This window comes from Microbacterium sp. LjRoot45, from assembly GCF_964253325.1.
Lineage (GTDB): Bacteria > Actinomycetota > Actinomycetes > Actinomycetales > Microbacteriaceae > Microbacterium.
The window spans coordinates 1,727,112-1,746,635 of sequence record NZ_CAXUQM020000001.1; the positions used below are offsets into that span (position 1 = coordinate 1,727,112).

19 protein-coding genes are annotated in these 19,524 nt (G+C 70.1%); 7 read left to right on the top strand and 12 right to left on the bottom strand.

Annotated elements, in window-relative coordinates; genetic code table 11:
- Window positions 1-14: 14 nt before the first annotated feature.
- The 8 genes from ACSQ18_RS08190 to ACSQ18_RS08225 all read right to left on the bottom strand — a co-directional run bounded on the left by ACSQ18_RS08190 (window position 15) and on the right by ACSQ18_RS08225 (window position 8,376).
- On the bottom strand, window positions 15-332 hold the full coding sequence (locus ACSQ18_RS08190) for a bacitracin resistance protein (RefSeq protein WP_174236336.1): 318 nt from the start codon (window positions 330-332) through the stop codon (window positions 15-17).
- A 29-nt stretch (window positions 333-361) separates the two neighbouring features.
- Window positions 362-862 carry a DNA polymerase III subunit gamma/tau gene (locus ACSQ18_RS08195; RefSeq protein WP_436036690.1) on the bottom strand — a complete coding sequence of 167 codons (501 nt, stop codon included), beginning with the start codon at window positions 860-862 and terminating at the stop codon, window positions 362-364.
- 147 nt (window positions 863-1,009) lie between these two features.
- Window positions 1,010-2,035 carry a ketol-acid reductoisomerase gene (ilvC, locus tag ACSQ18_RS08200; RefSeq protein ID WP_301040224.1) on the bottom strand — a complete coding sequence of 342 codons (1,026 nt, stop codon included), beginning with the start codon at window positions 2,033-2,035 and terminating at the stop codon, window positions 1,010-1,012.
- Window positions 2,036-2,066: 31 nt separating this feature from the next.
- Window positions 2,067-2,576, bottom strand: coding sequence for an acetolactate synthase small subunit (gene ilvN, locus ACSQ18_RS08205; RefSeq protein ID WP_144808056.1), 510 nt, complete (start codon window positions 2,574-2,576; stop codon window positions 2,067-2,069).
- Window positions 2,577-2,578: 2 nt separating this feature from the next.
- A complete protein-coding gene (locus ACSQ18_RS08210; protein ID WP_436036692.1) occupies window positions 2,579-4,381 on the bottom strand; it encodes an acetolactate synthase large subunit in 1,803 nt (600 codons plus the stop codon).
- A 42-nt stretch (window positions 4,382-4,423) separates the two neighbouring features.
- Complete coding sequence (ilvD, locus tag ACSQ18_RS08215; protein ID WP_436036694.1) at window positions 4,424-6,130, bottom strand: dihydroxy-acid dehydratase; 1,707 nt, start codon at window positions 6,128-6,130, stop codon at window positions 4,424-4,426.
- A gap of 9 nt (window positions 6,131-6,139) precedes the next feature.
- A complete protein-coding gene (otsB, locus tag ACSQ18_RS08220; protein ID WP_436036696.1) occupies window positions 6,140-6,937 on the bottom strand; it encodes a trehalose-phosphatase in 798 nt (265 codons plus the stop codon).
- Entirely contained in the window at window positions 6,934-8,376 is a 1,443-nt protein-coding gene (locus tag ACSQ18_RS08225; protein WP_436038407.1) for an alpha,alpha-trehalose-phosphate synthase (UDP-forming), read from the bottom strand. Before ACSQ18_RS08225 ends, otsB begins: the two co-directional genes overlap by 4 nt.
- A 58-nt stretch (window positions 8,377-8,434) precedes the next feature.
- Here ACSQ18_RS08225 and ACSQ18_RS08230 point away from each other — a divergent pair, with 58 nt between their 5' ends.
- Window positions 8,435-8,692: a hypothetical protein gene (locus ACSQ18_RS08230; protein WP_301040228.1), complete on the top strand. Its 258-nt coding sequence runs from the start codon at window positions 8,435-8,437 to the stop codon at window positions 8,690-8,692.
- Window positions 8,693-8,876: 184 nt separating this feature from the next.
- Here the strand turns inward: ACSQ18_RS08230 and ACSQ18_RS08235 are convergent, their stop codons facing one another.
- Genes ACSQ18_RS08235 through ACSQ18_RS08245 form a run of 3 tightly spaced genes read right to left on the bottom strand, consistent with a single transcriptional unit; the run spans window position 8,877 to window position 11,495 of the window.
- Complete coding sequence (locus tag ACSQ18_RS08235) at window positions 8,877-10,061, bottom strand: acetyl-CoA C-acetyltransferase (protein ID WP_436036698.1); 1,185 nt, start codon at window positions 10,059-10,061, stop codon at window positions 8,877-8,879.
- A complete protein-coding gene (locus ACSQ18_RS08240; protein ID WP_436036699.1) occupies window positions 10,058-10,711 on the bottom strand; it encodes a 3-oxoacid CoA-transferase subunit B in 654 nt (217 codons plus the stop codon). Before ACSQ18_RS08240 ends, ACSQ18_RS08235 begins: the two co-directional genes overlap by 4 nt.
- 1 nt (window position 10,712) lies before the next feature.
- Window positions 10,713-11,495 (bottom strand): CoA transferase subunit A, encoded by a 783-nt coding sequence (locus tag ACSQ18_RS08245; protein WP_436036700.1) that lies wholly within the window; start codon window positions 11,493-11,495, stop codon window positions 10,713-10,715.
- Window positions 11,496-11,608: 113 nt separating this feature from the next.
- Between ACSQ18_RS08245 and ACSQ18_RS08250 the strand changes: the two genes are divergently transcribed.
- The 4 genes from ACSQ18_RS08250 (at window position 11,609) to ACSQ18_RS08265 (ending at window position 16,883) form a co-directional block, all read left to right on the top strand.
- Window positions 11,609-12,397: an IclR family transcriptional regulator gene (locus tag ACSQ18_RS08250; RefSeq protein WP_436036701.1), complete on the top strand. Its 789-nt coding sequence runs from the start codon at window positions 11,609-11,611 to the stop codon at window positions 12,395-12,397.
- Between the two features lie 123 nt (window positions 12,398-12,520).
- On the top strand, window positions 12,521-12,997 hold the full coding sequence (locus ACSQ18_RS08255) for a DUF2975 domain-containing protein (protein ID WP_436036702.1): 477 nt from the start codon (window positions 12,521-12,523) through the stop codon (window positions 12,995-12,997).
- Window positions 12,997-13,212 carry a helix-turn-helix domain-containing protein gene (locus tag ACSQ18_RS08260; RefSeq protein WP_144808066.1) on the top strand — a complete coding sequence of 72 codons (216 nt, stop codon included), beginning with the start codon at window positions 12,997-12,999 and terminating at the stop codon, window positions 13,210-13,212. The genes ACSQ18_RS08255 and ACSQ18_RS08260 overlap by 1 nt, the downstream gene beginning before the upstream one ends.
- Window positions 13,209-16,883 carry an SCO7613 C-terminal domain-containing membrane protein gene (locus tag ACSQ18_RS08265; RefSeq protein ID WP_436036703.1) on the top strand — a complete coding sequence of 1,225 codons (3,675 nt, stop codon included), beginning with the start codon at window positions 13,209-13,211 and terminating at the stop codon, window positions 16,881-16,883. Before ACSQ18_RS08260 ends, ACSQ18_RS08265 begins: the two co-directional genes overlap by 4 nt.
- Window positions 16,884-16,923: 40 nt before the next feature.
- Here ACSQ18_RS08265 and ACSQ18_RS08270 read toward each other — a convergent pair whose 3' ends face one another.
- Complete coding sequence (locus tag ACSQ18_RS08270) at window positions 16,924-17,688, bottom strand: 3-hydroxybutyrate dehydrogenase (RefSeq protein ID WP_436036704.1); 765 nt, start codon at window positions 17,686-17,688, stop codon at window positions 16,924-16,926.
- A 112-nt stretch (window positions 17,689-17,800) separates the two neighbouring features.
- Here ACSQ18_RS08270 and ACSQ18_RS08275 point away from each other — a divergent pair, with 112 nt between their 5' ends.
- Both ACSQ18_RS08275 and ACSQ18_RS08280 read left to right on the top strand, forming a co-directional pair.
- Window positions 17,801-18,232 (top strand): MarR family winged helix-turn-helix transcriptional regulator, encoded by a 432-nt coding sequence (locus tag ACSQ18_RS08275; RefSeq protein WP_436036705.1) that lies wholly within the window; start codon window positions 17,801-17,803, stop codon window positions 18,230-18,232.
- Complete coding sequence (locus ACSQ18_RS08280) at window positions 18,229-19,458, top strand: MFS transporter (RefSeq protein WP_436036706.1); 1,230 nt, start codon at window positions 18,229-18,231, stop codon at window positions 19,456-19,458. Before ACSQ18_RS08275 ends, ACSQ18_RS08280 begins: the two co-directional genes overlap by 4 nt.
- The last annotated feature ends 66 nt before the right edge of the window (window positions 19,459-19,524 follow it).

A 19,524-nucleotide genomic window follows, 5' to 3' on the forward strand; every position in this document is an offset into this window, starting at 1 on the left:
CCGACCGCATGACGTCATGCGCCCAGGAGCGTCCCGCCGCTGCTCGAGAGGGCGTAGGCGACGACGTTCAGCCAGAACACCGCCACCAGCGCGAGCCCGGTGAGCATCAGGAGGGCGAACTCCCCCGCACGCCGGCGAGAGCCCAGGGCGAACGCTGCGGCGAACACGAGGATCGGGAACGCCGCCGTGAACAGCAGCAGCCCCCACCCGAGCGCATTGAGCCCGAACTGGCCGCTCGCCTGACCGATGAGCAGCCCCACCGCGTTCCACACCGCGTAGGCGTAGAACAGGCCGAACGCGCCGCCGATCGTCGCGATGACCCAGGTCGGCATGACTCGAGGAGTCTTCACTCGTAGCTCGCTCATTGCCCCACCGCTCCGATCATGATGAACGGCCACGGCACCAGCAGCACCGCTCCGGCGACGAGCCAGACGAACCGCACCCACGTCGCGCGACCCCGCGTGAGCGCGAGGCTGGCGACGAACCAGATCGCGGGGGCCGCGACGGCCAGCCAGAACGCGGGCACGTACGCCGCAGGGATCAGATTGAGGAACGGTGCGATCTCCTGAAGCCGCAGGCCGCCGATGATCCAGCCGACGGTGAAGAGGAGGTACACGCCGCCGAGCAGCCCGAGGGCCACGAGCGCGACGTTACCCAGTTGCGGACCGGTCTCGTCGGCGACCTCGTCACCCTCGTCATCGGTCGCCTCGTCGGAGGAAGCCACGTCCTCACTGCCGCGACCGACCGCCACGAAGCCCTCGGGCAGCCGCGGAGGGTGGTTCTCGACGGGGCGCGAACCGCCGACGTCCAGCGTCGGGTCGTCGTCGCCTCCCCAGGACAGCGCGTCGTCGTCTCGGCTCACCGCTTCAGCGTACCCGGGTGGCGCGGTCGTGCCGTGGATGACGACGAGCCCGCTTCCTTGTAAGGAAACGGGCTCGTCTGGCTTGCGAGAAGCCGTACTCGGCGGGTGAGCCGAGGGACTGGACGCACCGGATGGCGCGACGGAGGGTCAGCGGGCGGCGGAACCCTCGGTGTAGTCGGCGTCCTGCTGCTTCCAGGCGAACAGGGCGCGCAGCTCCTTGCCGACGGCCTCGATGGGGTGGGCGGCAGCCTTGGCGCGGAGCTCCTGGAACTCGGGCGCACCGGCATCCTGGTCGCCGATGAAACGCTCCGCGAAAGCTCCCGACTGGATGTCGGCGAGCACGCCCTGCATGTTCTCCTTGACGCGCGGGTCGATGACACGCGGGCCCGAGACGTAGTCGCCGTACTCGGCCGTGTCGGAGACCGACCACCGCTGCTTGGCGATGCCGCCCTCCCACATGAGGTCGACGATGAGCTTGAGCTCGTGGAGCACCTCGAAGTAGGCGATCTGCGGCTGGTAGCCGGCCTCGGTCAGCGTCTCGAAGCCGTACTGGACGAGCTGCGACACGCCACCGCACAGGACGGCCTGCTCACCGAACAAGTCGGTCTCGGTCTCCTCGGTGAAGGTCGTCTTGATGACACCGGCACGGGTGCCGCCGATGGCCTTCGCGTACGCCAGCGCGGTCTGCCACGCCGAGCCGGAGGCGTCCTTCTCAACGGCGATGATGTCGGGGATGCCACGACCGGCGACGAACTCGCGACGCACCGTGTGCCCGGGCGCCTTGGGGGCGACGAGGATCACGTCGACACCCTCGGGGGCGTCGATGTAGCCGAAGCGGATGTTGAAGCCGTGTGCGAAGGCGAGCGTCTTGCCCTCGCTGAGGTTCGGCTTGATGTGGTCGTTGTAGATGCCGCGCTGGTGCTGATCGGGCGCGAGGATCATGATGAGGTCGGCCCACTGGGTCGCGTCGGCGACCGACTTGACCTCGAAGCCCTCCTCCTGAGCCTTCGGCGCCGACTTCGAGCCGTCCTTGAGCGCGATGACGACCTCGACGCCCGAGTCGCGGAGGTTCAGCGCGTGCGCGTGACCCTGCGAGCCGTAGCCGACGATGGCGACCTTCTTGCCCTGGATGAGGGACAGGTCGGCGTCGGAGTCGTAGAAGATCTCGGCCATGGGTGTGTTTCTCCTTGTGTTCGAAAGGGGTTCAGCCGCGCAGGACGCGTTCGGTGATGGACTTGCCGCCGCGCCCGATGGCGAGGAGGCCGGACTGGGCGAGCTCCTTGATGCCGAAGGGCTCCAGGGCGCGCAGGATCGCCTCGATCTTGCCGCGGTCGCCGGTGACTTCCACCACGAGCGCGTCGGTCGCGTAGTCGACGATCGACGCACGGAAGAGGTTGACGACCTCGATGACGTTCGATCGGGTCTGGTTGTCGGCGCGCACCTTGATCAGCATGTGATCGCGCTGCACCGACGACGACGCGTCGAGCTCGACGATCTTGATGACGTTGATGAGCTTGTTGAGCTGCTTCGTCACCTGTTCCAGGGGCAGCTCGTCGACATCGACGACGACCGTGATCCGCGACAGGCCGGGGACCTCGGTGACGCCCACGGCGAGCGACTCGATGTTGAAGCCGCGGCGCGCGAAGAGCCCCGCGACACGGGTCAGCAGACCGGGCTTGTTCTCCACGAGGAGGCTCAGCACATGACGACTCATTCTCAGGCCTCCTCGTCAAACTTCGGCGCGTGGTCGCGCGCGTATTGGATGTAGCTGTTGCTCACGCCCTGCGGGACCATCGGCCACACCATCGCATCGGCACTGACGACGAAGTCGATCACCACGGGGCGATCGTTCGTTTCGAGAGCGGTGCGGATCGCGGCATCCACGTCTTCCTCCTTCTCCACGCGGAGCGCGAGGCAGCCATAGGCTTCCGCGAGCTTCACGAAGTCGGGGATGCGGATCGTGTCATGGCCCGTGTTGAGGTCGGTGTTGGAGTAGCGCCCGTCGTAGAACAGGGTCTGCCACTGCCGCACCATCCCGAGCGACGAGTTGTTGATGATCGCGACCTTGATGGGGATGTTGTTGATGGCGCAGGTCGCGAGCTCCTGGTTCGTCATCTGGAAGCAGCCGTCGCCGTCGATCGCCCACACGACACGCTCGGGCTCGGCGACCTTCGCGCCCATGGCCGCCGGCACCGAGTAGCCCATCGTGCCCGCGCCGCCGGAGTTCAGCCACGCGTTCGGACGCTCGTACTTGATGAACTGCGCCGCCCACATCTGGTGCTGGCCCACGCCCGCGGCGAAGACGCCCTCGGGCCCGGTGAGCTCGCCGATCCGGGAGATGACGTGCTGCGGAGAAAGGAGACCGTCGGAGGGCTGGGTATACCCCAGCGGGAACTCGTCGCGGAGGCCGTCGAGGAAGGCCCACCACTCGGAGATGTCGGGGGCCGCACCGCCGGTGAGCCCCTGGAAGGCCGAGCCGAGGTCGATGAGCACATCGCGTAGATCGCCCACGATCGGCACGTCGGCCGTGCGGATCTTCGAGATCTCGGCGGGGTCGATGTCGACGTGCACGACCTTCGCGTGCGGGGCGAACAGCGCCGCCTTCCCGGTGACGCGGTCATCGAATCGCGCACCGAGCGACACGAGCAGGTCGGATTCCTGGAGCGCCAGGACCGCCGGGACCGTGCCGTGCATACCCGGCATGCCGAGGTGCTGCGCGTGCGAGTCGGGGAACGCGCCGCGCGCCATGAGCGTCGTGACGACGGGCGCGCCGGTCGCCTCGGCGAGGGCGAGGAGTTCGGCCGACGCCTGCGAACGGATCACGCCGCCGCCGACGTAGAGCACGGGCTTCTTCGCCTCCGAGAGCAGCTGCGCGGCCGCCTGGATCTGCTTTCCGTGCGCCTTCGTCACCGGGCGGTAGCCGGGCAGATCGATCTTCGGCGGCCAGATGAAGGGCGCCTCCGCCTGCTGGGCGTCCTTCGTGATGTCCACGAGCACCGGGCCGGGACGACCCGTGCCGGCGATCTCATAGGCGGCGGCGATCGCGCCGGGGATCTCGGCGGCATCCTTCACGAGGAAGGAGTGCTTCGTGATCGGCATCGTGATGCCGACGATGTCCGCCTCCTGGAACGCGTCGGTCCCCATCAGGTTGGAGAACACCTGACCCGTGATGCAGACGATCGGCACCGAGTCCATGTAGGCGTCGGCGATCGCCGTCACGAGGTTGGTCGCGCCGGGACCGCTCGTGGCGATCGCGACGCCCACCTTGTTCGACGCGGCGGCGTAGCCCTCCGCAGCGTGGCCGGCACCCTGCTCGTGGCGCACCAGGATGTGCCGCAGCGCGGACGAGTCCATGAGCGGGTCGTAGACGGGCAGGATCGCGCCGCCGGGAAGGCCGAAGACGTCGGTGACGCCGAGCAGCTCGAGCGAGCGGACGACGGCCTCGGCACCCGTCAGCACGGGAGCGGACTGGTTTCGGGCGGGCGGCCGGGGAACGGCCGCAGCGGTGTCGGATGACATGGGTGAACCTCGAATGGTGGAGTCGACGCAGTCGGAAAGGCCTCAGCCTGTCGTCGCGCCCTCCGCAGCGGAGCGCACGAGCTTCGAGTACTTGGCCAGGACGCCACGGGTATAGCGCGGAGGAAGGGGCTCCCAGCCTTCGCGGCGGGAGCTCAGCTCAGCCTCGTCGACGAGTAGGTCGAGAGTGCGAGCCGCGATATCGACCCGTATCAGATCACCATCGCGCACGAAGGCGATGGGACCAGCGTCCACCGCTTCGGGTGCTATGTGGCCGATGCACAGGCCGGTTGTGCCGCCTGAGAATCTGCCGTCCGTCAAGAGTAGTACATCTTTTCCGAGACCCGCGCCCTTGATGGCGGCGGTGATGGCGAGCATCTCCCGCATGCCCGGGCCGCCCTTGGGGCCCTCGTAGCGGATCACGACGACGCTGCCCGCCTCGATCTCGCCCGCCGCGAGCGCATCGATCGCACCGCGCTCGCGCTCGAAGACGCGAGCCGGCCCTTCGAAGACGGCCGCGTCGAAACCGGCGGTCTTCACCACGGCGCCCTCGGGCGCCAGGGTGCCGTGCAGGATCGTGAGCCCTCCCGTGGCGTGGATGGGGTTGTCGAAGGTGTGGATGACGGTGCCGTCGATCGGGTCGGGGTTCAGGTCGGCGAGGTTCTCGGCAAGAGTCTTGCCGGTGACCGTGAGCGCGTCGCCGTGCAGGAGGCCTTCGTCGAGCATGGCCTTCATGATGACCGGGATGCCGCCGTGGCGGTCGACGTCGTTCATGACGTACTTGCCGAAGGGCTTCATGTCCGCGACGTGCGGGACCTTATCGCCGATGCGGTTGAAGTCGTGGAGGCTCAGGTCGACCTCGGCCTCACGTGCGATCGCGAGGAGGTGCAGCACGACGTTGGTGGAGCCGCCGAGCGCCATCGCGAGGGCGATCGCGTTCTCGAACGCCTCCTTGGTGAGGATGTCACGCGTCGTGATGCCCTGACGGAGCAGGTTCACGACCGCCTCCCCCGAGCGGTGCGCGTAGTAGTCGCGGCGACGGTCGGCCGACGGCGGCGCGGCAGAGCCGGGGAGGCTCAGCCCCAGCGCCTCGGCCACGGAGGCCATGGTGTTGGCGGTGTACATTCCGCCACAGGCACCTTCGCCCGGAGCGATCGCGCACTCGATGCGCTTGAGGTCTTCCTCGCTCATCTTGCCCGCCAGGCACGCGCCGACGGCCTCGAAGGAGTCGATGATCGTGACATCCTTCTCGGTGCCGTCGGACAGCTTCACCCAGCCCGGCGCGATCGAACCCGCGTAGAGGAACACGCTCGACAGGTCGAGCCGCGCGGATGCCATGAGCATGCCGGGGATCGACTTGTCGCAGCCCGCGAGCAGCACCGACCCGTCGAGGCGCTCGGCCATGATCACCGTCTCGACGGAGTCGGCGATGACCTCACGGCTGACGAGCGAGAAGTGCATGCCCTCGTGGCCCATCGAGATGCCGTCGGAGACGGAGATGGTGCCGAACTGCAGCGGGTAACCACCCCCGGAGTGCACACCCTCCTTGGCTCCCTGTGCGAGCCGGTCCAGGCTCAGGTTGCAGGGGGTGATCTCGTTCCAGCTGGATGCGATGCCGATCTGGGGCTTGTCCCAGTCCTCGTCACCCATCCCGACGGCACGCAGCATGCCTCGGGAGGTCGTGGCCTCGATGCCGTCGGTGACGACGCGACTGCGGGGCTTGATGTCGATGGTGTTGTCGGGCGCAGGCATTCTCGAAGTCTATTCCCGCGCGGAGGTGCGCCGGTGCGCGAGCGCGCGCAGAACGCCCGCCAGTTCTCGCTCGTCCGCGACCCGCACGGTGGCCGCCGTCTCCCCCGCGCCGACCCGGATGCCGACGTCGCCCGGCTCGAGGCTGCGCAGCGCGTCCTCGTCCGTCACGTCGTCCCCGGCGAAGAGCACGCCGGTCGCGTGGGTGAGCGCCCGCAGCCGCGCCACGGCGGTGTCCTTGCCCTCGTCGCGGAAGGCGTACTCCGTGATGGAGTGTCCGACCCGTCGGCGCCAGCCGGGAGCGCGGTCGGCGATGAGCGCGTCGACGCGCGCGTGCGCGTCCGCCGCTCGCGCCGGGTCGACGAGGCGGGAGTGCACGCCGAACCCGAATGTCTTGGGTTCGATCCACGCGCCGTCGATGCCGGCCACCGCCGCTTCCGCGGCCTCCCGCAGCTCATCGCGGAGCGTCTCTTCGGCGAGAGTGGGGGTCGCGACTGCGTCGGCGCCGACGGCATCCTCCGCCTCGTCCTGCACCATGCCGCGCGGATGCCACCACTGCGCGCCGTGGGAACCGGCCAGCACGATGGCGGACTCGTCGTCGTGCTCGGCGATGTGCCGAAGATCCGCGAGCGAGCGGCCCGAGACGAAGGCGACGGTGGTCTCCGGCGCTGCCACGAGGGCCGCCACCGCGTCGGTCGCCTCCGGGAGCATGCGCGCCGTCAGCGGCTCGTCGACGAGGGGCGCGAGCGTCCCGTCGAAGTCGAGCGCCACGAGGAGGCGCGGCGTGAGAGCGAGGTCGTCGAGGCTCACGCGTCGCCGCCCCGCACGGCCCGCAGGTCGCCGAGGAACCTCGCCGACCACGCCGACACGTCGTTGTCCCGCACACGGCGTCGCAGGGCCCGCATCCGTCGGCGCTGCTCCTCGACGGGCATCGACACCGCCGTCATGACGGCATCCTTGAGCCCTTCGATGTCATGAGGGTTGACCCGCAGTGCCTGCGTGAGCTCGTCCGCCGCTCCGGCGAACTCGCTGAGCACCAGCACACCTCGTCCGTCGACGCGGCTGGCCACGTACTCCTTGGCGACGAGGTTCATGCCGTCGCGCAGCGCGGTGACGAGCATGACGTCGGCGGCGAGATAGAGGGCCACCATCTCCTCACGCGGGTAGGAGTGGTGCAGATAGCGGACGGCGGTGAAGCCGATCGTGTCGTGGTCGCCGTTGATGCGCCCGACGGCCAGCTCGATCTCGTCGCGCAGCTGCACGTACGCGGCCACGCGCTCGCGGCTCGGGCTCGCGACCTGCACGAGCGTTGCATCACCCGTACCGAGGCGGCCATCGTCGAACAGCTCGCCGACCGCTTTCAGCCGGTGGCGGATGCCCTTCGTGTAGTCCAGTCGGTCGACGCCCAGGAGCACGGTGTCGGGGTTGCCGAGCTCCGCGCGGATCTCGGCGGCACGAGCTTGGATCTCCGGTCGCTGCGCGAGCTCCTCGTACGAGGCGGTGTCGATCGAGATGGGATACGCCTTCGCGATCGCCGTGCGCTGGCCGCCGTCACCCGTGGGCACGGTGATCGCCCCCGCCCGCGTGTCGTAGCCGAACCGGCGGCGGACGGCGCGGGCGAAGTTGCCGGCATCCGCGACGCGCTGGAACCCGATCACATCCGCGCCGAGAAGACCTTCGAGCACCTGCGAACGCCACGGCAGCTGCGAGTAGATGCCGTATGCCGGGAACGGGATGTGATGGAAGTAGCCGATGACGAGGTCGGGACGCATCTCGCGCAGCATGCGCGGCACCAGTTGGAGCTGGTAGTCGTGCACCCAGACGGTCGCTCCCTCGCCGGCTGCCGCGGCGGCGGCTTCCGCGAACCTGCGGTTGACGCGCACGTACGCGTCCCACCAGGCGCGGTGGTACGTCGGGGCCGCGATCACGTCGTGGTAGAGCGGCCAGATCGTGTCGTTGGAGAAGCCTTCGTAGTACTGAGCGACGTCGTCCGTCGACAATGTCACGGGCACGAGGTGCACCCCGTCGAAGTCGAACGGCTCCACCTCCAGGTCGGGCTGACCGGCCCAGCCGACCCAGGCGCCGCCCGTGCGCTGGACGACCGGCTCGAGAGCCGTCACGAGCCCGCCGGGAGAACGCCGCCAGGAAGAGTCGTCCTCACCTCTGTCGACGGGGAGACGATTGGCGACGACCACGAGTTCGGCGGCAGGGGGCACGACGTTCCTCTCAGGGGGCGGGTGTCTAGCCAGGCTAACAACCGACGCGCAACCCCCCGCCCTTCCTTGTCAGGCCGGGTAGCGTGGTGATATGCGCAAGTACCTGTTCGGCACCGGGCTCCTCTCCGCCGTCACCGGCGGACTCACCCTGTTGCGCTCCGCGCGCGACGATGCGCCGTTCAATTGGCGCACCGCACTCGCGTGGCTCAGCTGGGGCATCACGTTCGCCCTCGCGATCGGATCGATCGTCGACACCTACCGCGCATCGCGCGGCGGTCTCATCGCCCACAACTCCCCGATCGCCGGCAAGGAGCAGAAGCTACTGCGCCGTCGCGTGCGGGGCAGCTGAGCGGTCTCAGCGCGGGCAGTCGCAGCAGTCGGCCGCCGCGACCCCCGCGAGGGCTTCATCGACGTGCAGGCCACAGCCCTGCCAGGTGGTCTTACCGCAGTTCGCGCAGCGCACGGGTGAACACATGAGGGCTCCTCGGTCACGACGCGCCGCCCCGGCGCGCGTCCTCCCAGGCTACCGGCTGTCACCGGCGGAGGATCAGCGCCTCCCCCTGACCACCGCCACCGCACAGCCCGACCGCGGCGACGCCCGCACCCCGGCGAACCAGTTCGTGCACGGCGTGGACGACCAGCCGGCATCCGCTCGCTCCGATCGGATGCCCGAGCGCGATGCCTCCCCCGTCCGGGTTGACCACGTCGTCGGAGAGCCCGAGCTGCGCTTGCGATCGGGCGACGACCGCGCCGAACGCCTCGTTGATCTCAACGAGATCGAGAGCGGATGCCGTGAGCCCCTCCTTTTCGAGAGCGCACTGGATGGCGCGGGACGGCTGCTCGTGCAGCGAGTTGTCGGGGCCCGCCACCTGACCCGACGCGCCGACCACGGCCAGCACGGCCCAGCCGTTCTCATCCGCGTGCGCACGGGTCGTGAGGACGACCGCGGCAGCGCCGTCGGAGATCTGCGACGCGTTGCCCGCCGTGATCGTGCCCTCGGGATGGAACGCGGGGCGGAGAGCGGCGAGGGTCTCAGGCGTCGTGTCGGGCCGCACCCCTTCGTCGGCAGTGACGACGAGGGGCTCGCCGCGACGCTGCGGCACCGAGACGGGCACGATCTCCGCGTCGAAACGGCCCTCGTGTGCGGCGGCCGCAGCCCGCTGATGCGAGCGGGCGGCCACGGCATCCTGTGCCTCTCGGGTGATGTCGAAGCGCGGGTTCAGCCGCTCCGTGGAGGCCCCCATGCTCTCGCGGTCGTACGCGTCCGTGAGGCCGTCGTACGCCATGTGGTCGAGCACCTCCACCGACCCGTACGCCCAGCCGTCGCGCGATCCCATGAGGAGGTGGGGCGCGCGAGTCATCGACTCCATGCCGCCCGCGACCACCACGGTCGCGTCGCCGGTCGCGATCATCCGCGCACCGTCGATGACGGCAGTCAGCCCCGAGAGGCAGACCTTGTTGACCGAGGATGCCGGCACGTCCCAGCCGATACCCGCGGCCAGCGACGCCTGACGCGCCGGGTTCTGCCCGGACCCGGCGGGAAGCACCTGCCCCATGATGACGGCGTCGACGGCGGATGCCGGGATGCCGCCCTTGCCGAGGGCGCCGGCGATCGCGAAGCCGCCGAGCTGCGGGGCGCTGAACGCGGCGAGCCGGCCTCGGAGGCGACCCTGGGGGGTGCGGGCGGCGGCGACGATGACGATGTCGTCGGTGCTCATGCGGGGTTCTCCTTGTCGGATGGAACGATGAGTGGGGGCTCCGTGGCGGCGATGACCTCGGCTACCGTGACGCCGGGCGCCGTCTCCACGAGGACGAGGCCGTCGGGCGTGACGTCGATGACCGCCAGATCGGTGATGATCCTGTCGACGACGCGTCGTCCCGTCAGCGGGAGGGTGCAGGCGACGACGATCTTGGGCGTGCCGTCCTTCGCGACGTGTTCCATGAGGACGATCACTCGCGCGGCGCCGTGCACGAGGTCCATCGCCCCGCCGGGACCTTTGACCATCTTGCCGGGGATCATCCAGTTCGCGAGGTCGCCGGAACCCGACACCTGCATGGCACCGAGGATCGCGGCGTCGATCTTCCCGCCTCGGATCATCCCGAAGCTCGTCGCCGAGTCGAAGTAGGCGGCGCCGGCACGCACGGTGACCGTCTCCTTGCCCGCGTTGATGAGGTCGGGATCGACATCGGCATCCGCCGGATAGGGTCCGACGCCGAGGATGCCGTTCTCCGACTGCAGCACCACGGTGACGCCGTCGGGCACGTGGTTGGGAACGAGGGTCGGGAGCCCGATCCCGAGGTTCACGTACGAGCCGTCGGTGAGTTCCGCGGCCGCACGGGCCGCCATCTGATCGCGGGTGAGGGCCATCTCAGTCTCCCATCGGGCCCGCGGCGGCCACCGTCCGGCGCTCGATGCGCTTCTCGATGTCAGGGCCCACCTCGACCAGACGGTGGACGTACACGCCCGGAAGGTGGACGTGGTCGGGGTCGAGCTCCCCCGCGGGCACGACGCGTTCGGCCTGTGCGATGCAGATCCGTCCCGCCATGGCGGCGAGCGGATTGAAGTTCCGCGCCGCCTTCCGGAATACGAGGTTTCCGTGGGTATCGGCGACAGCGGCATGAACGAGCGCGAAGTCGGTGACGATTGCTTCCTCCAGGACGTACTCGCGCTCGCGGCCGTCGACGTCGAAGAGCCGCACGTCTTTGCGCGCCGAGGCGACGGCGACGCCTCCTGCGCCGTCGTAGCGCTGCGGAAGCCCGCCCTCGGCGACCTGCGTCCCGACTCCGGTCTGCGTGAAGAACGCCGCGATGCCGGAGCCCCCGGCGCGGAGCTTCTCCGCCAGCGTTCCCTGCGGAGTGAGTTCGAGTTCGAGTTCGCCGGAGAGAAACTGCCTCTCGAACTCCTTGTTCTCACCCACGTACGACGAGGTCATCTTGGCGATGCGGCGGTCGGCGAGGAGGATGCCGAGGCCCCAGTCGTCGACGCCGCAGTTGTTGCTGACCACGCGAAGGTCGCTGACGCCCCGCCGATGGAGCGCCTCGATGAGGAGCATCGGGTTCCCGGAGAGCCCGAAACCACCCACCGCGAGGGAAGCGCCGTCGGGAATTTCGGCGACGGCATCCTCGGGGGACGCCCACCTCTTGTCGATCACACCGCACCTCTTCGTTCCGGTTTGCCGCTCGTCCGACCAGCGTGACCGTCCTCACGCCGGCGGACAAGGGCGACGCTTGCCATGTGGGAGTTCCTCGACATAGCGTCCACTATGTGGAATCCAGGAACCGCTCCGTGCCGGGCGCGCAGGCCGTGGCACGCGCCGCCACGCTGCTGCGGCTCGTGAGTGCGGGAGGCGAGGCGGGCCGTGCCCTGCAAGAGCTGGCACGGGGTGCCGACCTGTCGCGGTCGACGGCACATCGGCTCCTGACCGCCCTCCGAGCAGAGGGTCTCGTCGATCAGGACGCACGGTCGCTGCGCTGGCTGCCCGGACCCGAGCTGTTTCTGATGGGATCGGCCGCCGCCACCCGCTACGACGTCACGCACCGCGCCCGGGACATCGTGCGATCGCTCGCGGTGACGACGGAGGAGAGCGCGTTCCTGTCCGTCCGACGCGGCGACGAGACGGTGTGTCTCGTGCGCGAGGAGGGCGCCTTCCCGATCCGCTCGTTCGTGCTGAGCGAGGGTGTGCGATTCCCGCTGGGCGTTGCTTCGGCGGGGCTGGCCATCCTGTCCTTCCTACCCGAAGCAGAGATCGACGCCTACCTCGAGCGGCATCCGGAACTGCCCCAGCGCTGGGGCGCATCCCATGATGCGGGCGCCCTCCGCACCCGCCTCGCCGAGACGAGGGACCGCGGCTACGCCGTGAATCCGGGGCTGATCGTCACCGGCTCGTGGGGCATGGGCGCCGCCGTGTTCGACAGTGCGGGGCGTCCCGAATGGGCGCTCAGTCTCACCGGGGTCGAGTTCCGCTACGGACCCGAGCGACTGCCGATGCTCGGCAGGACACTTCTCGCGCATGCGCACCAGCTCACGTCGCGCCTGAGCGCTCGGCGTACCTGAGGCGCGCCCGCTCGGTGAGCCATGCCTGGGAATCCGCCCGGAGAGCCCCTGCAGACTTGCCGAGAAACAATGCTTATGCCTTGATTAACGATGTCTGTATGTCGTTTATCGATAGGTACTGTGATGAATCGCGCCACCACTCTTACTCTCCGCACGCTCCTCGCGATCACGCTCGTCCTCCTGGTCGTCGCGCAGGTCGTCGCCCTCCCGACGACGGCCAGCACGTGGGCGACGCTCTACCCGGAGCTGGCCTGGCTGCGTGCACCCGGACTCGTCATCGCGATCGCCTTCATCGTGTGCGTCCAGATCGTGCTGGTCTGCCTGTGGCGCATGCTGACGCTCATCGACGCGGACGATCCGTTCAGCGCTCGCGCGCTGCGATTCATCACGATCATCATCGCCGCCATCGTCGCCGCCGACCTCCTCCTGGTCGTCGCCGTCGCGCTCCTGACCGCGGGAAACGCAGCGAACCCCTCGATCCTGCTCCTCGGATGCTTCGGCATCGTCGTCGGGGCCGCCCTCGCGCTGCTGGTCGCGGTGCTCCGTGCGCTCCTGCGGAAAGCCCTGGAACTGCAGCACGACCTGTCGGAGGTGGTGTGATGCCCATCATCATCAACCTCGACGTCGAGCTCGCAAAGAAGAAGATGTCCGTCGGAGACTTCGCCGCCGCCATCGACATCACGCCCGCCAACGTCTCGGTCCTCAAGAACGGCCGCGCGAAAGCCGTGCGGTTCACGACCCTCGACGCCATCTGCCGGGTGCTGGAGTGCCAACCCGGCGACATCCTGCAATGGGTTCCGGAGGGGGACGAATGAGCGTCGCAGGTTCTACGACGCCGTCCTGGAGCGAGATCGCCGTCACGCGATTGCGGGATGCCGCGACCTGTCCGGTGTGCGGGCTCGGTCGGCTCAGCGCCGGGAGGTGCCCGGCGTGCGGCGCAGAGCTCTCCACAGCCCTCGGAACCGACCTGTGGAACGCCTCCCTGGCCGCCGCCGATGCGCTCGCCCGCAGGGAGGACCTGCGCCGCCGAGTACCGCGAACGCCGGTCGCTCACGCACAGGCGCCGCTCGTCAGAACGACGGACGTCGCGCGTGCCTCCGCGGGGGTGTCGTCGCCGCGACCCGCCGGGATCGCCGTGCCGCAGGGCGCCCCCCGCGGCAATACATCGGTGCAGTCGTTGCTGGCGATCGCCGGCGCCGGACTGTTCGCCGTGGCTGCCATCGTGTTCACCTTCTTCAACCCCGATCTGCGCGACCACGCGACGCGCAGTATCGTCACCCTCGTCGTGACCGCCGTCTTCCTCGTCGGCGCCCGGATGCTGGCGCGGCACCGACTCCGCGCCTCTGCCGAAGCGGTCGGAGCCCTCGGAATGGTGTTCGTCGCGCTCGACGTGTACGCGTTCGCCGGCTTCGCTCCCGCGCACGTGAGCGGGTGGGTGTTCGCGGGCGTCGGCACGATCGTCGCCGCCCTCGTCATGATCGCCGTCGGTGCCCGCGTGGGCATCCGCAGCTGGGTGGCCGTCGCTCTGCTCGGGCTGGCCTTCGCACCCGCCATGCTCGGAGCGGCGGAGTCCGATGCCGTCGCGCGCGTCGCGGGCTGGCTGGCGACCATGGCCGCCGGACTCGCGCTCGTGCGCGTGTCACGCCGTCTCGAACCGTCGATGCGTCGGCCCCTGCGGGCAGAGCGTCGGGCGCTCACCGTCGTCCAGCTCATCGCGCTCGCGGCGAGTGCGCTCACTGTCTTCTCCGCAGGGGTCATGGGCATCACATCGTTCCTGTGGCTCGCGGCGGGCGCCGCCGCAGCCGGCGCCGCGGTGGCGCGACTCTCGGCGCAGCGTGTCGCACCCGCACTGTGGTCGTTCCTCTTCGGCGGCGCCGCCACGATCGCGGCGACGGCGACAGCCCTCGCGCTCCTCGAACCTCTCGCGCTTCCCGACGCCCTCTCTCCCGCCTTCCTCACCGGCGGCCCGGTCGCGGGCTTCCTGTTCGTGACGGCGGCGCGACCCCCGCGCTCGCGACGGCGACGCACCGCGGGCACGGCGGGCTCCCTGGTGGTCGTCGTCCCGGCGGTGCTCGCCGTCGCGTCGTCCGCGGCGACCTCGACCCTTCTCACCGCGGCGTCGGTCATCCCAGCCTTCCGCGCGGGCCTCCCGGATGGCGGCAGCGGCAGAGCACTGGGCGCAGCCGTCGGGGCCGTCGTCGGCCTGGGTGTGGCGGCCGCGGGCTTCCTCGTCCACGCAAGGGCGACGGCGACCGCGCGCGTCGGCGCTCACTGGTCGACGGTCGTCGCGGCCTGGATCGCTGCCGCAGGGGTCGTCGCCGTCGCCGGCCTGCCCTTCACGGATGCCGCAATCACCGCGGCGGTCGCCCTCGGTGTCGCGGCGACCGTCGCTCTCGCCGTGAAGGCCTCGCGGCGGATGCTCGTCCCGACCACGCGGGTTCCGCTCCTGCTGGGCGGTCACGGGGCGCTCGTCCTAGGCGCGATCGCGTCGTGGCACTCGTCCCTGCTCGCCGTCACGCTCGCGGCGGGCGTGCTCGGGGCCCTCACCCTGTTCGCCCGCACCGTGCCGGCATCCGCGCGGTGGGTCTACGTCGGCGCCGGGTATGCGTACGCGCTGACCGTCGCCGCTGCCGGCTTCGATCTGCTGGGCCTGCCCGACACGGCGGTGCTGAGTCTCACGACGTCCGTCGGAGCGGTGATCGCGATCGTGTCGACGTTCCTGCGCGTCGTGCCCGTGCGCACCTGGTGGACGATTCTCGCGGTCACCTCCGTTCCGTTCGCGATCGGCATCCTTCAGGTCGTGCGAGAGCGCAGCGGATGGACCGCGCTGTCGACCGGACTCATCTTCCTCCTCGCGTTGGCACTGGTGGTCACGCGGCGACCCGGACTCGTCGCCGGTCTCCGCGCCGCGTGCGCCGCCCTCCTCGTGCCGTCGCTGTCGGTCGTCGTGATCTGTCTGGGCGCCCAGGTGCTGAGTGTGAGCGCGTCGCCCATCACGCTCCCCGTGATCGCCGTCGTCGTCGCCCTCACCCTGCCGACGACCGACATGGCCGCCGCCCTGCTCGTCCGCCGAGGCATGGCCGCCGTCGAGGCGACGCTCGTCCGCGTCGCCATCGAAGCGTCCGCCCTGCTCACCGGCGCTCTGGCTGTCGCGCTCGCGCTCGTCCGGGATGCCGCGGGCCTCCCCACCGCGGTCGCGGTGCTCGTCATCCTCGCCGCGGGGGCGGCTGCGGGCGCCCTCACCACGCGCCACGTCCGGCTGTGGTGGGTCGCCGCCGCGGCGGCCACGGGGGCGATGTGGTCGGTGTGGCGCATCGCGGAGATCGACCTCCTCGAGCCCTACGTACTGCCACCGGCACTCGGCGCGGTGCTCGTCGGCACGATCCTCACGGCCCGCGGGCGTCCGGCGGTGGCCCTCGTGGCGAGCGGCATCGGCGTCGCGATTGCGCCGAGCCTCATCGCGCTCGCCGTGAGTGGAGCGGGCTGGCGAATGTCGGGGCTCCTCGCCGCGGCGATCGCCCTGTACCTCGCCGCCGAGCGTGCCCGCGGCACGGCGCGCCTGTCCGCGCTCCGCGTGCCCCTTCTCGCCGGCGCGCTGCTGGCTGCCGCCTCCGGCCCCGTCGGGTCGGTCCGGCTCGGTGCGGGACTCGACGCCGTGCCGACGGGCTGGCATCCGGTCGTGCTCGGTTTCGGCCTCTCGATGGCCGGCGGCCTTCTCGCCCTCGTCGCGGGGCGATCGCTCGCGCGGGAGATTCCGGACGAGCGACGGTGGCGCGAGCGATGGGTTCTCGCCCCCGCGGCGCTCTTCGTCACCGGTGGGGCATGGCCCCTCATCTCCGAGGACTGGCTGTCGATCTGGGCGATGTGGGCGCTGCTCCTCGCCATCCTCGTCGGCGTCGTCGGCGTCGCAATCCGCGTGCGCCGGAGCCCGGCCGGCATCCTGCCTCCCATTTGGTTCCTCTTCGCCCTCGCGTTCACGACCGCGGTCGTCGCGTGGAGCCCTCGGGAGCTGCGCGTCGAGTGGTTCTCGCTGCCCCTCGGGGCGGCTCTCCTGGTAGCCGGGGCCGTGCACCTGGACCGTGCGCCCGTACCGGAGCGCGGAACGTGGACCTCCTGGCCCGCCCGCTGGGTCGGCTCGTGGCCGCTGCTCGCGCCGGGACTCCTCACGATCATGAGCGCGTCGATCCTGGCGACCTTCACGGATCCGCTCACGTGGCGGGCGATCCTCGTCATCGTGATGGCGCTCGCCGCGATCCTGGTCGGCGCTCGGTGGCGCCTGTCGGCGCCGTTCCTCCTCGGCATCGCCGTGCTGCCCATCGAGAACGTCTCGGCGTTCGCGGTGCAGATCGGCCGAGGGATCGCGTCGATGCCGTGGTGGATCACACTCGCGGTCGTCGGTGCCGTCCTCCTGATCATCGCGGTCTCGTACGAACGGCGCGCCGGCGAGGCCGAGGGAATCGGAGCGCGGTTGCGAGACCTGCGGTGAGACGGGCTCACGAGCGCCCGCACAGGCGAGGGCGCGCGGCTCAGCGAGCCGTCCAACCGCCGTCCATCGTGTAGCTCGCTCCGGTCACCATCCCGGATCGGTCGGAGGCCAGCCACGCGGCCAGGGCGGCGACTTCTTCGGGTTCGATGAGCCGCTTCACGGCCGACTCCGTCAGCATGATGCGGGTGACGACGTCGGACTCGGGGATGCCGTGCACGGCCGCCTGGTCGGCGATCTGCTGCTCGACCAGCGGCGTGCGCACGTACGCGGGGTTGATGCAGTTGCTCGTGACGCCGTGGGGGCCACCCTCCAGGGCTGCGGTCTTGGACAGCCCCTCCAGCGCGTGCTTGGCGGAGACATATGCCGACTTGAACGGGCTCGCGCGCAAGCCGTGTGCGCTCGAGATGTTGATGATGCGTCCCCATCCCCGCTCGTACATCGCCGGAAGCGCCGACCGAATGAGGAGGAACGGCGACTCCACCATCAAGCGATGCATGAAGCGCCAGCGGTCGGGATCGAAATCCTCGAGTGGCGCGACCGTCTGCACTCCCGCATTGTTCACGAGGATGTCGACGTCCAGGCGGAGATCCTCCAGGGCAGCGGTGTCAGAGAGGTCGACGGTCCACGCCTTCCCGCCGATTCCGTCAGCGGCCGCCTGCGCGGCTTCGGCCTGGAGGTCGGCGACCGTGACCTCCGCACCGCGCGCGGCGAACTCGCGGGCGATGGCCAGCCCGATACCGCTCGCTCCCCCGGTCACGAGGGCCGTCCGACCGGCGAGGTCGTCTCCTCGAGTGGTCTCCGGCATCCCCGTCTCCTGTTCTGCGCTGGTTGCGGCGATTCCGCCGGTGCCATGCTGTGCGCTGCGCACCGACGATGTCAACGCGTCCGTTTATATACCATCGGTATATACTTCAGGTATGCAACAGACGGACGACCTCCTGCGCCTGCTCCTGGGCGCCCACGCGCTGACGCGCATCGCGTCGCTCGAGACGAAGAGCGACGCTCCCGCTGCCCAGTGGCGCACCCTCGCGCTCCTTCGCGACCACGGGCCGCAACGTCTCGGCGACCTCGCCACGCTGAGCAGGGTCACGCAGCCCGGCATGACGCGGTTGGCGACGCAGATGGCGGATGCCGGTCTCATCGCGCGCTCCGCCGACGCGCACGACTCGCGGGTGAGCATCCTCTCGCTCACGCCGGCGGGCGCCGCGGCACTCGATGCCTGGCTGACGCTCCTCGGGGAGACCCTCGCGCCCCGCTTCGACGCACTCGGCGAGGAGGATCGCGCCGTGCTCCGCCGCGCCGCCGACATCCTCACCGCCGTCGCCGCACCGCTGGCGGTCACCCGATGAGCGCAAGCACCAGCGTCGGAAGCGTCTGGCGGCAGCCCGCCCAGGTGTGGGCCGTCGCGTTCGCGAGCGTCGTCGCCTTCATGGGCATCGGACTCGTCGACCCGATCCTCCCCGCCATCGCGGAGTCGCTGGAGGCGAGCCCCGTCGAGACCGAGCTCCTCTTCACGAGCTACCTCGTCGTCACCGGCCTCGCCATGCTCGTCACGAGCTGGATCTCCAGCCGCATCGGGGCGAAGGCCACGATGCTCGCCGGGCTCGCGCTCATCGTCGTCTTCGCGCTCCTGTGCGCGCTCTCGGGGTCTGTGGATGCCGTCATCGGCTTCCGGGCCGGATGGGGCCTCGGCAACGCGCTCTTCATCTCGACTGCTCTCGCGACCATCGTCGGCGCGGCGTCGGGGGGAAGCGCGGCGGCGATCGTGCTCTACGAGGCGGCGCTCGGCCTCGGCATCGCCATCGGTCCGCTCCTGGGCGGATTTCTCGGCGAGATCAGCTGGCGCGGCCCGTTCTTCGGCGTCGTCGCGCTCATGGCGATCGCCTTCATCGCCGTGAGCCTGCTGCTGCGCACGCCCCCGGAGAAGCGCACGCCCATTCCGCTGTCGGCACCGCTCCGTGCGCTGCGGATCCCTTCGCTCGCCGTGCTCGCCGTGGCGGCGCTGTTCTACAACATCGGATTCTTCGTGCTGCTCGCCTTCTCGCCGTTCCCGCTGGGCTTCGGCGCGATGGGAATCGGACTCACCTTCTTCGGGTGGGGCGTGGCGCTGGCCATCACGAGCGTCTGGGTCGCGCCGCTCCTGCTCCGGCGTTGGCGGCGGACGACAGCCATGCTCGTCGTCCTGCCGCTTCTGGCGCTCGATCTCATCGCGGCGGCGCTCGTCGTCGACAACCCCACAGGGCTCGTCGTCTGCATCGTGATCGGAGGACTCCTCCTCGGCCTGATGAACACGATCCTCACGGAATCGGTCATGGAGGCGACCGACCTCCCCCGCTCGGTCGCCAGCTCCGCCTACTCGGCGGTGCGATTCCTCGGCGGAGCAGCGGCGCCGCCCCTCGCTGCTCTCCTGTGGCACGCCTACGGTGCGGCCGTGCCGTTCGTGTTCGCCGCGGCATCCGTGCTCGTCTCCGCCGGCGTCATCGCGCTCGGGCGCCGCGCACTCCGTCGCGTCGACGCGCGCGAAGCCGACCTGGGCGACGAGGCGGCGTCGATCCTCGTGGGCGACGCGTCCTGACGGACTGCGCACGCGACGAAGGCTCCGGACTCCTCCGGGCACATAACGAAGGCCCCGGATTTCTCC